We start from the raw sequence: 15,724 nt of genomic DNA on the forward strand, positions 1-15,724 counted from the left end.
ATGCTATATATATAAAGGAAATTAAAGATAGTAACCACTCACAAATTGACGGCGCAATTGACTCATTTGCGAAGTGAATCACTGTTTACTATTTCAACACTCATGAGGCAATTAGATTCATTTTAACAAAACTGACGTCAAGTAAGAGTATTTTGACGTTTTTAACGGGAATTAGAATTGATAATTTTCCTTGTAAGGTGTTTCCTTACCTCTGTCAACGACCTACAGGCCACTCATGCCATTGAGCTTTGACTTAATGAACATCATGAGGTGGGTCATTGCCGAGTGTTAATCCGATGATGACATTCAAACCCTATTCATATCCGTATGTGAAATGAAAGCAAATAGTAAGGAACAGCTATGCTTGCCAATATAAAAAAAACTGCCCTAGCCGCTGCCGTAATTACTGCAGCCGCAACCGTGTCAACTCCAGCGTTTGCACGCAGTGAGTTGACCATCGTACCCGATTTTTACCCAACCATGGTGCGCAACTTTAACCCTTACCTTGCCACGAATTTAAGAACAACCACTGACTTCATTTATGAACCATTGGTCATTTTTAATGAAATGCACGGTAATACTCCCGTTATGCGTTTAGCCGAAAACTTCTCCATGTCTGACGATTTAATGAGTGTCACTTTCGATATTCGTAAAGGCGTCAAATGGTCAGATGGTAAGGGCTTTAGCGCGAACGACGTCATCTTCTCATTCAATCTAGTGAAAGAAAAACCTGAACTAGATCAACGCGGTATCAATAAGTGGGTCACCAGCGTTGAGAAGATTAATGACTACAAAGTGCGTTTTCGTTTGAGTGAAGCTAACTCCAACGTTCCTTATGAAATTGCTCAAGTACCGATTGTTGCTCAACATATCTGGAAAGATGTCAAAGAGCCAACGACATTCACTAACCAAAACCCAGTTGGTACTGGTCCATTTACCGAAATTGATACCTTTACTCCACAACTTTACATCCAGTGCCGCAACCCGAATTACTGGGACGCAGCAAGCTTAAAAGTCGATTGTTTACGCGTGCCACAAATCGCCAATAACGACCAATTATTGGGACAAATTATTAACTCTGAGCTTGACTGGACATCCTCATTTGTTCCCGATATCGATCGTACTTACGCGGCGGCCAATCCAAACCACCACTACTGGTACCCAGCGGCAGGAACACAAGCGTTTATGATTAACTTCAAAAACGCCGATCCTGCGAAAAAAGAAGCACTGACTAACGTTGATTTCCGTCGCGCCTTCTCAATGGCACTGGATCGTCAAACCATCATTGATATCGCCTTCTATGGTGGTGGTACGGTCAACGATTTTGCTTCTGGTCTCGGCTACGCGTTTGAAGCATGGTCAGATAAAGCGGTACACGATAAGTATAAAGGCTTCAATACCTACAATGTCGAAGGTGCCAAAGCGCTACTCGCCAAAGCTGGCTTTAAAGATATTAACGGTAATGGTTTTGTCGAAACACCATCAGGTAAAACCTTTGAGTTGTTAATTCAATCGCCTAATGGCTGGACCGATTTTAATAACACCGTTCAGCTAGCCGTTGAACAGTTACAAGAAGTGGGCATTAGAGCTCGAGCTCGTACGCCTGAGTTTGCAGTTTATAACCAAGCCATGCTCGAAGGTAACTACGATGTCGCTTATACCAACTACTTCCATGGTGCCGATCCTTATACTTATTGGAATAGTGGTTATAACTCAGCGCTACAGTCTGGTGATGGAATGCCGCGTTTTGCTATGCATTTCTTCAAAAATGAAGAGCTTGACCGTCTTCTAAACAGCTTCTACAAAACCGCAGACCGTAATGAACAGCTAGCCATTGCTCACAAGATCCAAAAGATCATCGCTGAAAATCAAGTCACCGCTCCTGTTTTGTCTGGTGCTTGGATGTACCAATATAACACCACGCGCTTTACTGGCTGGTGGAACGAAGAAAATCCAAAAGGCCGTCCAAGTATTTGGGCTGGTATCCCAGAGCGTTTACTACATGTACTGGATTTAAAACCCGTTAAGTAAACGTTGATTGCTGCGGCGCATTCGTTGCGCCGCTCTTGAAAATCCCCTCTCTTATTAATGATAAGTATGGCGCGTGTCGTCAGGGGATTTCTCGCTCTCAACTTTCTGTGAGCGACCTGAATAATATAACCAAACGGCTTGGAGTTGCAGCTAGCCAACATTACCGCAACTTCAAATAGCACGGGGTTATCAGGATGACTGGGTGAGTAAGGGGTAAGTTATGGGATATTTTTTAAGACGTTTGTCATTTTATTTTGCGGCGTTGCTGGTTGCAGCAACCCTCAATTTTATTATACCGCGAGCCATGCCCGGAGATCCGGTGACCATGATGTTCGCACACGCAACCGCACAAGTGACACCAGAACGAATTGAAGCCATGAGACAACTGCTTGGCTTTGTTGATGGACCGATTTGGGTTCAATATTTTACTTATATGAAAAGCATCCTCAGTTGGGAACTCGGGACATCGATCAAATTCTATCCATTAAGTGTTAATGAGCTTTTAGCGGGTGCTTTTGGTTGGTCACTATTCCTTGCTGGCACAGCGGTGATTATTTCATTTTCGATTGGCTCTATCCTCGGCATCTTTGCTGCTTGGAAACGAGGCAGTTACTACGACTCTTTTGTGACCCCAGGGATGCTGGTGATTCAAGCGGTTCCCCAAGTGGTTATTGCCATGCTCGCCATGTACACCTTTGCTATCGGCTTAAGATGGTTTCCAACTGGTTACGCTTACACACCAGGTACCATTCCAGATTGGACAAGCTGGGCCTTTATTAAAAACGTAGGATTTCACGCTGTACTGCCTTTGCTTTGTGCCTCAATCGTGCAAATAGGTGGCTTCTTAGTCAACATGCGCAACAACATGATTAACTTGTTGGCTGAAGATTACATCACGATGGCGAAAGGCAAAGGACTCAGTGAAAACCGAGTCGTTTTTAACTACGCCGCTCGTAATGCACTATTACCCAGCGTCACCGCTCTTTCAATGTCACTCGGCATGGCGATAGGTGGTCAATTAATTATTGAGATTATCTTCAACTACCCCGGCCTTGGTACGGTTTTGTTCAACGCGATCACCGCGCGAGATTACCAGGTTTTGCAAGGCCAATTGATCATCATGACGCTCTTTATGCTGTTCTTTAACTTACTCGCCGACATGCTTTATGTTGTGCTCGACCCGCGTTTACGCCGGGGAGGTAAATAATTATGCAAGCACTCGTGAAACTTCTTCGTGGTAATAGAATGGCAATGCTCGGAGTGATCATTCTTAGCCTGTTCTTACTGATGGCAGTTTTTGCGCCGTTAATTACTCAACATGCACCCGATAAACGGACGGGAAATCCACATGAATACCCAAGCTTTATCGTCAAAGCCGCAAAAGCTAATCCAGATGGTTGGATAGCGACTAATCTGGGCAACGATCGTCGAACTTTGGCGATGTCCAAAAAAGAGAACCATGTGCTCGGCACTACCCGTATGGGACGAGATGTGTGGGCGCAAGTGGCCTATGGAGCAAGAGTATCACTGGCGGTCGGTTTTGGCGCTGGGATCACCGTATGCTTTTTAGCGACCATTATTGGCGTCTCTGCGGGTTACTTTGGTGGAAAAATCGATGATTTTCTTACCGCTGCGATGAACATCATGTTGGTGATTCCCCAATATCCCTTACTGTTTGTGGTCGCCGCCTTCATTGGTCAAGCTGGGCCACTGACCATCGCACTGATAATCGGTTGTACCTCCTGGGCTTGGGGCGCTCGAGTCGTGCGAGCACAAACCATGGCACTGCGTGAAAAAGAGTTTGTTAAAGCCGCAGAAGTGCTTGGTGAGTCTTCTTGGCGGATCATTTTCGTCGAAATTCTTCCTAACCTGATTTCGATTGTTGGGGCAAGTTTTATCGGCTCGGTGATGTACGCGATTATGATGGAAGCCACCATCTCCTTTCTCGGTTTAGGCGATCCAAACACCATCAGTTGGGGCATCATGCTCTATAACGTACAAACCTCCTCCTCGATGTTAATTGGCGCGTGGTGGGAACTGTTAGCTCCTTGCCTTTCTTTAACCTTATTGGTGACTGGCTTAGCGTTGCTTAACTTTGCGGTTGATGAGATAGCTAACCCACAATTGCGTTCTCACAAAGGCATGAAACGTTGGAAGAAGCTTGCCAAGCAAGAACAGAAAGAGCGTAAACCAGCCATGCAACCTCAACAAGCCATTTGGAGCGGAGACAAATAATCATGACCCAACCTATTATCTCAATCCGCAACCTCTGTGTTGATTATATTACCGATGCGGGCGATGTTCGCGCTTGTAATAATGTCAGCTTTGATATTGCGCCAAAAGAAATCTTTGGCCTCGCTGGCGAATCTGGTTGTGGTAAATCGACCGTCGCTTTCTCGTTAATGCGTTTACATAAGCCGCCCGCATTTATTACTGGGGGAGAAGTCATCTTCAACGGCGAAAATATTTTGCAATACAGTGAAGAACGTATGCAGTCCTTTCGCTGGAGCCAAATGTCGATGGTCTTCCAAAGTGCCATGAATGCACTTAACCCTGTATTGACCATGGAAGAACAGTTTTGTGACGTGATCATGCGTCACACCAATATGAGCCGCTCACAGGCCAAACGGCGTGCTGAAGGCTTATTAGAGATTGTCGACATTCATCCTAGCCGTCTCAATGACTATCCACATCAATTTTCCGGAGGGATGCGTCAACGGCTAGTGATTGCGATTGCTTTAGCCCTTAATCCGAAAATGATCATTATGGATGAACCCACTACTGCATTGGATGTGGTCGTCCAACGAGAGATCTTGCAAAAGATCTATGCGTTAAAAGAGGAATTTGGCTTTGCCATTTTATTCATCACTCACGATCTGTCTTTGATGGTCGAATTCTCAGACCGGATTGGGATTATGTACTCTGGTGAACTGATTGAGGTAGCTCCTTCTAAACAAATTTTAGAGACCCCTTATCACCCTTATACCAAAGGGCTAGGCAGCTCGTTCCCACCCTTAACCGGACCGAAAAATAAACTCACAGGAATCCCTGGCAATCCACTGAACTTATTGGAAATTCCCCATGGTTGCCGTTTTCAAGCTCGCTGCGATCGCGTTCATGAAGCCTGCAGCAAAGTGCCCACTGAGTTGCGTCTAATTGAACAAGGACGCTTCTCGAATTGCCATCTCTATGGTGAGCCGATTGCTCAGCGAAAAGCATGAGTATTGAGGTAGGTAAACAACTGAATTTCTGGAGATAACAATGAGTAATGTATTAGGCCAACTGTTGGTGGAAGGTAAGAATCTCGTCAAGGATTTTCCACTAAATAGCAATAGTCTTAAACAACCGATGATGCGCGCTATCAATGACGTATCATTTAAAATGTACAAAAGTCGTGGCTTATCAGTCGTGGGAGAATCTGGTTCAGGCAAATCAACCACGGCCAAAATGATCGCCAAGATGTATGCCCCCAGTTCAGGAACGATTGAATACAAAGGCAGAGATATTCTTAACATTAAATCACGTTCAGATTTAATGCACTACCGTGAGGGTGTGCAGATGGTATGGCAAGATCCCTTTGGATCGCTCAATCCAACCCATACCATTTTTCATCACATCGCTCGTCCGCTACTGATCCATAAAAAAGTCACACCGGGGAATAAAAAAGAGCTGCAAGAGCGAGTGTATGATTTGCTTGAGCAGGTTGGTTTGATTCCGCCGAAAGAGACCGCTGAAAAATACCCTCATCAGCTCTCTGGTGGACAGCGACAACGCATCAACTTAGCTCGTAATATCGCCGTTGGCGCAGAAGTGGTACTCGCTGATGAACCAACCTCGATGCTCGATGTGTCGATTCGTGCTGGGGTCTTGAACTTAATGCAAGAGATGAAGTTTGAAAAACAGATGTCTCTACTCTACATCACCCATGATATCGCCACTGCCCGTTATATTGCCGAAGATCTCGCCGTGATGTATGTCGGTCATATGGTCGAATGGGGAGACACCGATGAGATCATTCACGATCCACAGCATCCTTATACCCAGTTGCTCGTCTCTGCGGTTCCCGATCCTAAAAAGTCGATTCATGAAAAGCTCAAAGGCAATAAAGGTGAAATTCCACTCTGGACACCCGACTCCGTTGGCTGCCCCTTTGCTGGGCGATGCCTGCACGCCAGCGAGCGCTGTCGAGAAAAACTGCCCGAGGTAACCCAGCTATCAGAAAACCATTTTGTGCGCTGTTATTTATTTGAACATTAATACTGTCCTTATCGTTGGCTCGCGACTTTGGGGTCACGATAAGGAAATGTCGAATCGCTATCTGCAAACAACTTGGAGCGTCAAATAGCAAGGAGATAAATAACTATTGAATCATCAACATAACAACGATTTTGCGTGATTAACGGAGAGAGGAATGCAATTACTCACTAACCACATTGGTTATGAAGCGTTGGGACCTAAACAGGCCGTATTATTGACCTATCAATCGGCTTTTTACGTTGAAGAAGCCCGCTTGGTATGTGCGCATACACATCAAACTATGGCTCGTATTGCGATTGAATTTGGTGGCCAAGTCGATGGTTGGCATCAGGGGCATTTTCATCGTCTCGATTTTTCGGCCATCACGCAAATGGGTCAATTCTATCTTTGTGTCGATAACGCACGCTCAGCCACTTTTACTATTCAATCTGGGCTACTGATGCAGCGTACCTTTTCGGATGTACTGCATTATTTTAAATCACAACGCTGTGCTGGCGTATTCGATAGACAAGATAAGCAAGTACCACTGCTGGGCACTTCACTCACTGCCGATGTGCACGGCGGTTGGTACGATGCTTCTGGTGACGTCAGTAAATACTTCAGTCACCTTTCTTATGCTAACTATTTGAACCCACAACAAACACCTATGGTGGTATGGAATATGCTCAAAGGGTTAGCGCTTTTAAACCATCACTCGGGTTTTGCTGATTTCTCTCGCATTCGTCTCATGGAAGAGGCGTTGTTTGGTGCTGATTTTCTCGTTCGTATGCAAAACGCCGAGGGTTTTTTTTATGTCACGGTATTTGACAAGTGGAGTAAAGATCCCAAACAACGCGAAATTTGTAGCTATGCCACTCAACAAGGGCACAAATCTACCGATTATCAAGCTGGCTTTCGTCAAGGTGCAGGAGTGGCGATTGCCGCGCTAGCGGCGGCTGCTCGCCTATCCGAGCACGGCGAGTTTACTCAGCAGCAATACCTAGAAGCAGCACAGCGAGGTTATCAACATTTGCTAACGGCCAATCTCGCTTATCTAGATGATCAGCAAGAAAATATCATTGATGAATATTGCGCCCTATTAGCCAGTTGTGAGCTCTATCAAAGTACTCAGCAAGCCGACTATTTACTCGAAGCTCGCCAATGGGCTCAACGTTTATCTGCTCGACAAATGAGTGATGAACAGCATAACCATTTTTGGTCAGCCAATCAGGACGGTTCGCGCCCTTATTATCACGGTGTTGAAGCTGGTTTGCCTGTGATTGCATTGTGTGAATATCTGGCAATTGAGCCTGAACTGACCCAGCGCGAAGTTGTGCAGCAGGTGGTGACTCAAGCCTGTCAATTTGAACTGGCCATTAGCTCGCAAGTACACAATCCTTTCGGTTACCCACGACAATACGTATGTGACACTAAAGGCCTAAAACGCAGCGCTTTTTTCATGGCTCACGACAACGAAACTGGTTACTGGTGGCAAGGGGAAAATGCTCGGCTCGCTTCATTAGCCAGTATGGCTTACTTAGTACAGCCTTATCTTACCGATAACCGCCTGAGTCAGTCATTACTTGCACTAGCCCACAATTCACTGAATTGGATCTTAGGGCTTAATCCTTATGACCTCTGCATGCTCGATGGTCATGGCCATCATAATCCCGATTATTTACCAGATTTGGGCTTTTTTAATGCCAAAGGCGGGATCTGCAATGGGATTACCGCAGGATTTGATGATGAGCAAGATATCGCTTTTAACCCTGAACCACAAAAAGACGATTTGCTACAAAACTGGCGCTGGGCAGAGCAGTGGATGCCTCATGCCGCTTGGTATTTGTTAGCAATGACCACTCAGTTTGCTCACTTTACCTCCGTAGGAGAATAACCATGAGTCCGCATTTAACTCACTTGCTCAACGTCAATGGCAGTAAGGATAGAGTATGAATTATCGAATGGATTTTGCTGTGCTGAGCGAGCAAGCTAGCCATTGCCGTTTTGGCTTAACCTTGCATAATCTAAGCGATCAGCCCCTGACTGACTGGCGCTTACACTTTGTGATTGAGCGTTATATTGACCCCAATTCCCTCACTCAAGGTCAGCTACAGCAAACAGGGAGCTTTTGCACCATCGAGCCTAATTGCCAGATTTTAGCTGCCAATAGTCACTTTTACTGTGAATTTAGCATAAAAACCGCACCATTCCACTTTTATACCGACGGTATTAAAGAGGCTTTTATCGAATGGTCAAGTGCCAATACTATTCATCGCCAAACCGTTACCGTCACGCCCATCGCTCTGCTGTCTAGCCATAAACGGCGCAGTGTTATCGAGGCGGTTGAGTGCGCAGAGCTGTGTTTAATTCCCTACCCTAATCAACTGCAGCGATTCGAGGGCAAACTCTCTTTACCTCGCCAAAGTGGATTCGCAATACAAACGGAAAAAGCTCATCACGCCAGTCAGTGGTTTCGAGAGCAGTTGATGGCGTTATACGCATTCCCTATTGAGGATAAAGCGGAAGCCGCGCCGATCCTTTATTGTCTTAAACCAACACTTGATGCACAAAGTTATCAATTGGAGATCGACCAACAAGCCATTCGCGTCTTCGCCAATAGCGAAACCGGCTTTATGTATGCCAGCGCTACGCTATTACAGCTCGCGCAACACAATGATCCGGTTGTCGATTTTCCCTGCTTAACCATTAGTGATGCTCCGCGCTTTGACTACCGAGGCATGATGCTCGATTGCGCGCGACATTTTCACTCTTTAGAAACGGTTAAACGCTTAATCAATCAACTGGCCTACTACAAATTCAATACTTTTCATTGGCATTTAACCGATGACGAAGGCTGGCGGATTGAAATTAAATCGCTGCCGCAACTAACGGACATTGGCGCATGGCGCGGTGTTGATGAGGAACTAGAGCCCCAGTACAGCACGCTCACGGAACGTCATGGGGGATTTTATCGTCAACACGAAATCAAAGAGGTGATTGCCTATGCCGCTGAGCGTGGGATCACGGTCATCCCAGAAATCGATATTCCCGGTCACAGCCGCGCAGCCATCAAGTCACTCCCTGAGTGGTTAATCGATAGAGAAGACAAGTCGGCTTATCGCAGTATTCAATATTATACCGATAACGTGCTCTCTCCCGCTCTGCCCGGCACCTATCAGTTTATTGATCGGGTTTTAGAAGAAGTCGCTGCCCTGTTTCCAAGCCCATGGGTTCACATCGGTGGCGATGAAGTCCCTGAGGGTGTCTGGCTCAATAGCCCTAAGTGCCAAGCCTTAATGGCAGAGCATGGTTATACCAGTAGCCATGAATTACAAGGTCATCTGCTGCGTTATGCCGAGCAAAAACTTAAGTCACTGGGTAAACGCATGGTCGGATGGGAAGAGGCGCACCATGGCAATAAAGTCAGTAAAGATACCGTGATCTACTCTTGGCTGTCGGAAAAAGCCGCTTTGCACTGCGCCAAGCAAGGCTTTGATGTGATCTTACAACCGGGACAATTTACCTACTTAGACATCGTACAAGATTACGCGCCAGAAGAACCCGGTGTTGATTGGGCCGGAGTGACACCGCTAGAACGCGCTTATGGCTATGAGCCATTAGCTGAGGTCGCCGATAACGATCCGCTGCGTAAACGTATCCTCGGTATTCAATGCGCCCTATGGTGCGAACGAATCAATAACCCATCACGTCTCGATTATATGATTTATCCACGCTTAACCGCTCTCGCCGAAGCTGGCTGGACCGAAAAACAGCATCGTGATTGGTCCGGTTATTTGACACGTTTAAAAGGTCATCTGCCGCTACTTGAGCAGCAAGGTATTGACTATCGCCATCCATGGCAAGCAAAGCAGCAGAACTAAATCTACTTAACTCTTTATTTTTTATCTGCCCCATTGAGCAGTGTTTGAAAAGGAAAACATCATGAAATACGGCTATTTCGATAATGAAAATCGCGAATACGTCATTACTCGCCCCGATGCTCCGGCCCCGTGGACCAACTACCTTGGCACAGAGAAATTCTGCAGCGTGATTTCACATAACGCTGGCGGATACGCTTTCTATCATTCTCCTGAGTACAATCGTGTCACTAAGTTTCGACCGAACTTTACTCAAGATCGTCCCGGTCATTATGTTTATTTACGTGATGATACCAGTGGTGATTTTTGGTCTATTTCTTGGCAGCCGGTGGCGAAAAGCCTTGCCCAAGCCAACTATGAAGTTCGCCATGGCCTGTCTTACTCAATCTTTAAATGCGAATACCAAGGTATCGTCGCGAGCAAAACACTGTTTGTACCCAAAGGAGAAGATGCTGAACTGTGGGATGTGGTGATTGAAAACACGTCCAATGAGACGCGGACTATCAGTGCTTTCAACTATGTTGAATTTTCCTTTAGCCATATTAAATCTGATAACCAAAACCATCAGATGTCACTTTATTCTGCTGGTACTGAATATAAAGAAGGGGTGATTGAATACGATCTGTATTACAACACTGATGATTTCTTAGGTTTTTATTATCTCACCGCAACCTTCGATGCCGACAGCTACGACGGTCAACGTGACCAATTCCTCGGCATGTACCGTGATGAAGCCAACCCAATTGCGGTAGAGCAAGGTCGATGCTCAAACAGCGCACAAACTTGCTATAACCATTGTGGTGCGCTGCATAAGCAGTTTGTCCTCCAACCCGGAGAAAAAGTCCGTTTTGCTGTGGTATTAGGGGTCGGGAAAGGTAACGGCGCCAGACTACGTGAAAAATATCAAGATCCACAACAGGTTGATCAAGCATTGGCAGCAATAAAAGCCCATTGGGATGAACGCTGCGCTAAGTTTCAAGTCAAATCCCCTAATCCAGGCTTGGATACCATGATTAACACTTGGACGCTCTACCAAGCGGAAACCTGCGTAGTCTGGTCACGCTTTGCCTCTTTCATCGAAGTGGGTGGCCGTACTGGGCTTGGTTATCGTGATACCGCTCAAGATGCCATCTCGGTGCCTCATACTAACCCTGAAATGACCCGTAAACGCTTAGTTGATCTGCTGCGTGGTCAAGTGCAAGCGGGCTACGGTTTACACCTTTTTGATCCAGACTGGTTTGATCCAGAAAAAGCCAATGTCAAACCATCAAAATCGCCAACCGTCGTTCCAACGCCTTCTGATGACGATAAGATCCACGGCATCAAAGACACCTGCTCTGACGATCACCTATGGATCGTGCCGACCATCTTAAATTACGTGAAAGAGACTGGCGATATGGCCTTTATCGATCAAGTGATTCCTTATGCGGATGGCGGTGATGCTACCGTGTACCAGCATATGATGGCTGCGCTCGATTTCTCCGCCGAATACGTGGGTCAAACCGGAATTTGTAAAGGTCTACGCGCCGACTGGAACGACTGTCTGAATCTTGGCGGTGGTGAATCGGCGATGGTGTCTTTCCTTCACTTCTGGGCACTAGAAGCATTCCTCGAACTGTCTCGATTCCGTCACGATGAAGCGGCCACCGATAAATACCAAGCCATGGCTAACGGGGTGCGCGCCGCGTGTGAAACCCATTTATGGGATGAACAAGGTCAGTGGTACATTCGCGGCCTGACTAAAGATGGCGATAAGATTGGCACTTTTGACCAAGTGGAAGGCAAAGTGCATCTGGAATCCAATTCACTGGCTGTGCTGTCTGGTGCGGTGAGCCACGAACGTGGCATCAAAGCCATGGATGCAGTGTATGAGTACCTCTTCTCTCAATATGGCTTGCATCTCAATGCGCCATCCTTTGCGATCCCAAATGATGATATTGGTTTTGTGACTCGTGTTTACCAAGGGGTAAAAGAAAATGGCGCGATTTTCTCTCACCCTAACCCTTGGGCATGGGTGGCTGAAGCAAAACTCGGCCGTGGCGATCGAGCGATGGAATTGTACGATGCGCTCAATCCTTATAATCAAAACGATCATATCGAAACTCGTATCGCAGAACCCTACTCCTATGTGCAGTTCATCATGGGTCGCGATCATAAGGATCATGGTCGAGCCAACCATCCTTGGCTGACTGGTACTTCTGGTTGGGCTTACTACGCCACCACCAACTTTATATTGGGGATTCGCACTGGCTTTGAGGGCTTAGATGTCGATCCTTGCATCCCAACCTCATGGCCTGGTTTTGAAGTCACCCGTCAATGGCGCGATGCGACCTATCAGATCAAGGTTGAAAACCCTGATCACGTTTCTAAAGGTGTGAAATCGATCACTTTGAACGGTCAAGCGATTGAAGGGGCGATTCCGGTGCAAACAGCAGGCTCAGTCAATCAAGTCATCGTCACAATGGGCTAAACAGCTTGGGGCGCATTTTTGCGCCCCTCTAAGGAGAGAAGCATGATTCAATTTGGTACCGGAGGCTGGCGAGCCTTTATTGGTGAAGAGTTTACCAAAGACAATGTACGCATCGTCGCACAAGCGCTAGCCAACATCATTCAGCAAGAACAAGTGGCAGAGCAAGGCTTTGTGATTGGCTATGATCGCCGCTTTTTATCCGATAAGGCCGGGCGCTGGTTTGCAGAAGTCCTTGCGGGCAATGGCATCGTGGTCAGTTTTATTAATAAATTTGTCCCCACGCCTGTGGTGATGTTTCAAGCAAAAGTTATGGACTGCGCTTACTCGGCCTGCATTACCGCCTCACACAATCCTGCCGATTATAATGGCATTAAAGTGTTTATCCGCGGTGGACGTGACGCTGATGAAATTATTACGAAAAAAATTGAACAACAGATAGCAAGGTTGACGCTTAGCGACATTCGATCGCTCGATTTTGAGCAGGCTATCGCGGAACAACTTATCATCAACATTAATCCAATGAATGATTTTGTCGATTCGATCATTAACTTGATTGATATTGACGCGATCCGTAAAGCAAATTTACGGGTATTGATCGATCCTATGTTTGGCGTGGCGAAAAATGCACTACAAACCGTCCTGATCAATGGCCGCTGTGATGTTGATGTGATCAACGATGGGAAAAATCCCGATTTTGGCGGATTAATGCCATCGCCCAGTGCCGCCACCTTATATCGCCTGCAACATCTGGTGAAAAATGAAGGCTATGATATTGGTATTGGCACCGATGGCGATGCGGATCGACTGGGGATTATTGATGAAAAAGGCCATTTTATTCATCCCAACGAAGTGCTAATGCTGCTTTACTATTACTTACTGGAATATAAAGGCTGGAAAGGTTCGGTAGTACGTAATATTGCCACTACGCATCTATTGGATAAAATTGCCGCGGATCATGGCGAGCAATGCTTTGAAGTTCCGGTTGGCTTTAAGCATATTTCTTCACAAATGGAAGCGGCTGATGCTTTGATTGGCGGTGAAAGTTCAGGGGGCTTGACCATTCGCGGGCATATCAAAGGTAAAGACGGCGTCTTTGCTTCTAGCTTATTGGTTGAAATGCTCAGTGTCACTGGCAAAAAACTCTCTGAATTATTGCAAGAGATCTATGGCCGCTATGGTTATGCTTACACCGCCGAAGGGGATTGTAAATTTAGTCAGCAGCAAAAGGCCTCTCTGTACAATAAGCTGTATGTTGAAAAACAGCTGCCAGACTTTGACGATGAGATAGAAAAAGTCAGCTATGAAGATGGAGCGAAAGTCTATTTTTCCAACGGCGGCTGGATCATTGCCCGTTTTTCCGGCACGGAACCTTTACTGAGAATCTTTGCCGAGATGGCCGATAAACCCACCGCAGAACGATTAGTCGATCAAATGAAAGCGTTTTTACAACTTTAATCCCAATTAAAGTTCAGTAGGCTCACTAGGGTCTGCCTTGTATAAAGAAGCCACAAACTGCTGCAAAAATCAGCTCGAAAGATAAACAGACCCTAGGGGTACAATATCGAAGTGAAAGTCATCGTACTTTCACTTCTTCCAATACTCGAATAAAGCGGCCAACCTAGCGTCTTTATCTTCCTATCTTTTGATAAAGCTCAGGCCGCTTCCCCCCCTGCCTTATCATACAATTTGTTACAATTAATCAACTCTTGATTTTATTGTTTTCTTTCAAGGTATTAAATCACATTATTGATTTTTGAGATTTTCCACCATGGCTAGCTATTGACCCAAAGAGTGCGATTAATAATAATTATCAAACTTATTTATACAATGGCATCGATAACGCTTAATGCCAGTGCAGTAAGTAAAGCCAAATACCGTCGATCGTCCTACTCATTGAGATAAAAGGTTTATTCATGCAAAAGAAGTTGCTCTCAACTGTCGCTTTAGTCAGTAGTTTCATCACCGCCCCATTACTCCACGCTCAAGACATCACGCTTTATTCAGGCCGTGGTGAAACGCTTGTTAAACCGATCATCGAACAATTTGAAAAGCAGAGTGGCATTAAAGTTAACGTACGTTATGGTGATACCGCTCAACTTGCGGTGTTATTGCAAGAAGAAGGCGCTCGCTCACCAGCTGATGTGTATTGGGGACAAGATGCAGGTGCGATGGGAGCACTGGCTAACGCAGGTCTCTTAGCCACGCTACCAGAAGCGGTTTACAAACAGCTACCTGAGATTTATACCAGTAAAACGGGTCAATGGGTTGCCGCCAGTGGCCGCTCACGCGTGATCGCTTATTCGACTGAACGCGCTTCTGCGGAAGATATTCCAGCCTCTGTGTTTGATTTAACATCAGAAAAATACCAAGGCCGTTTTGGTCTTGCACCAACCAACGGTGGCTTCCAGTCATTCGTTACCGCAATGCGTGTTGAGCATGGTGACGAGAAAACCTTGGCGTGGTTAAAGGCGATGAAAGCCAACCAGCCGAAAATTTATCGTAATAACACCACTCAAGTACAAGCCATTGGCGATGGCGAAATTGATTTTGCGTTGGTCAATAACTACTATTTACCACGCTTTGTTGCCGCCAATGCGAGCTTCCCAGCCAAGCAGACTTACTTTGCCGAAGGTGATATTGGTAACTTAGTTAATGTCGCGGGTGTTACCGTGTTAAAAAGCAGTAAAAAGCAGCCTCAAGCGATTCAATTTATTGAGTACATGCTGTCTCCTGCCGCTCAGCAATACTTCACCTCAGTAGTTGGTGAATACCCAGTCACTCAGGGCATCATTCCTAACCCTGTGTTGGGTGAGCTAGATACACTATTGCAAGCAGCACCCAGTATTGACCTCGATCAACTGGCTGATTTACAAGGTACCTTAAAACTGTTGCGTGACGCAGGTTTGCTATAAGTTTTACGATAATTTCGTACCTTATTCATTACCCTTAATGGTAATATCTCGACCACAAAGCCAGTGCGCAAGCATTGGCTTTGCTATTTAATCGTAATTTATAGTATGCAACTTGGCCCTATAATTTGGCCTTGAACAGACTATCTCCGTCTCAGCGTTATCACGCTCAATCAAGAGATAGTAATAATTAGCAAACT

10 protein-coding genes are annotated in these 15,724 nt (G+C 45.9%); all 10 read left to right on the forward strand.

Annotated elements, in window-relative coordinates:
- Nucleotides 1–360 precede the first annotated feature (360 nt).
- The 10 genes from CAG58_RS02515 to CAG58_RS02560 all read left to right on the forward strand — a co-directional run bounded on the left by CAG58_RS02515 (nt 361) and on the right by CAG58_RS02560 (nt 15,527).
- Nucleotides 361–2,031, forward strand: coding sequence for an ABC transporter substrate-binding protein (locus tag CAG58_RS02515; RefSeq protein WP_004394189.1), 1,671 nt, complete (start codon nt 361–363; stop codon nt 2,029–2,031).
- Between the two features lie 220 nt (nt 2,032–2,251).
- Nucleotides 2,252–3,238: an ABC transporter permease gene (locus CAG58_RS02520; protein WP_004394190.1), complete on the forward strand. Its 987-nt coding sequence runs from the start codon at nt 2,252–2,254 to the stop codon at nt 3,236–3,238.
- Between the two features lie 2 nt (nt 3,239–3,240).
- Entirely contained in the window at nt 3,241–4,266 is a 1,026-nt protein-coding gene (locus CAG58_RS02525) for an ABC transporter permease (protein WP_154170222.1), read from the forward strand.
- Between the two features lie 2 nt (nt 4,267–4,268).
- The gene (locus CAG58_RS02530) at nt 4,269–5,252 is read left to right on the forward strand and encodes an ABC transporter ATP-binding protein (protein ID WP_004394193.1); all 984 of its coding nucleotides are present in this window, start codon (nt 4,269–4,271) and stop codon (nt 5,250–5,252) included.
- Nucleotides 5,253–5,292: 40 nt separating this feature from the next.
- Nucleotides 5,293–6,288 (forward strand): ABC transporter ATP-binding protein, encoded by a 996-nt coding sequence (locus CAG58_RS02535; RefSeq protein WP_004394196.1) that lies wholly within the window; start codon nt 5,293–5,295, stop codon nt 6,286–6,288.
- A 154-nt stretch (nt 6,289–6,442) separates the two neighbouring features.
- The gene (locus tag CAG58_RS02540; RefSeq protein ID WP_161425797.1) at nt 6,443–8,161 is read left to right on the forward strand and encodes a glycoside hydrolase family 9 protein; all 1,719 of its coding nucleotides are present in this window, start codon (nt 6,443–6,445) and stop codon (nt 8,159–8,161) included.
- A gap of 55 nt (nt 8,162–8,216) precedes the next feature.
- Nucleotides 8,217–10,148: a beta-N-acetylhexosaminidase gene (locus CAG58_RS02545; RefSeq protein ID WP_161425796.1), complete on the forward strand. Its 1,932-nt coding sequence runs from the start codon at nt 8,217–8,219 to the stop codon at nt 10,146–10,148.
- A 61-nt stretch (nt 10,149–10,209) separates the two neighbouring features.
- Nucleotides 10,210–12,615, forward strand: coding sequence for a GH36-type glycosyl hydrolase domain-containing protein (locus CAG58_RS02550; RefSeq protein ID WP_161425795.1), 2,406 nt, complete (start codon nt 10,210–10,212; stop codon nt 12,613–12,615).
- A gap of 42 nt (nt 12,616–12,657) precedes the next feature.
- Nucleotides 12,658–14,070: a phosphoglucomutase/phosphomannomutase family protein gene (locus CAG58_RS02555; protein WP_161425794.1), complete on the forward strand. Its 1,413-nt coding sequence runs from the start codon at nt 12,658–12,660 to the stop codon at nt 14,068–14,070.
- 458 nt (nt 14,071–14,528) lie between these two features.
- The gene (locus CAG58_RS02560) at nt 14,529–15,527 is read left to right on the forward strand and encodes an iron ABC transporter substrate-binding protein (protein ID WP_161425443.1); all 999 of its coding nucleotides are present in this window, start codon (nt 14,529–14,531) and stop codon (nt 15,525–15,527) included.
- The last annotated feature ends 197 nt before the right edge of the window (nt 15,528–15,724 follow it).

The organism is Vibrio sp. V31_P5A7T61, from assembly GCF_009904895.1.
GTDB classification, from domain to species: domain Bacteria; phylum Pseudomonadota; class Gammaproteobacteria; order Enterobacterales; family Vibrionaceae; genus Vibrio; species Vibrio metschnikovii.

Bases quoted from the DNA above. Each gene is read 5' to 3' on its own strand.
- CAG58_RS02515 (WP_004394189.1), top strand. From the start codon at position 361: ATGCTTGCCAATATAAAAAAAACTGCCCTAGCCGCTGCCGTAATTACT.
- CAG58_RS02520 (WP_004394190.1), top strand. From the start codon at position 2,252: ATGGGATATTTTTTAAGACGTTTGTCATTTTATTTTGCGGCGTTGCTG.
- CAG58_RS02525 (WP_154170222.1), top strand. From the start codon at position 3,241: ATGCAAGCACTCGTGAAACTTCTTCGTGGTAATAGAATGGCAATGCTC.
- CAG58_RS02530 (WP_004394193.1), top strand. From the start codon at position 4,269: ATGACCCAACCTATTATCTCAATCCGCAACCTCTGTGTTGATTATATT.
- CAG58_RS02535 (WP_004394196.1), top strand. From the start codon at position 5,293: ATGAGTAATGTATTAGGCCAACTGTTGGTGGAAGGTAAGAATCTCGTC.
- CAG58_RS02540 (WP_161425797.1), top strand. From the start codon at position 6,443: ATGCAATTACTCACTAACCACATTGGTTATGAAGCGTTGGGACCTAAA.
- CAG58_RS02545 (WP_161425796.1), top strand. From the start codon at position 8,217: ATGAATTATCGAATGGATTTTGCTGTGCTGAGCGAGCAAGCTAGCCAT.
- CAG58_RS02550 (WP_161425795.1), top strand. From the start codon at position 10,210: ATGAAATACGGCTATTTCGATAATGAAAATCGCGAATACGTCATTACT.
- CAG58_RS02555 (WP_161425794.1), top strand. From the start codon at position 12,658: ATGATTCAATTTGGTACCGGAGGCTGGCGAGCCTTTATTGGTGAAGAG.
- CAG58_RS02560 (WP_161425443.1), top strand. From the start codon at position 14,529: ATGCAAAAGAAGTTGCTCTCAACTGTCGCTTTAGTCAGTAGTTTCATC.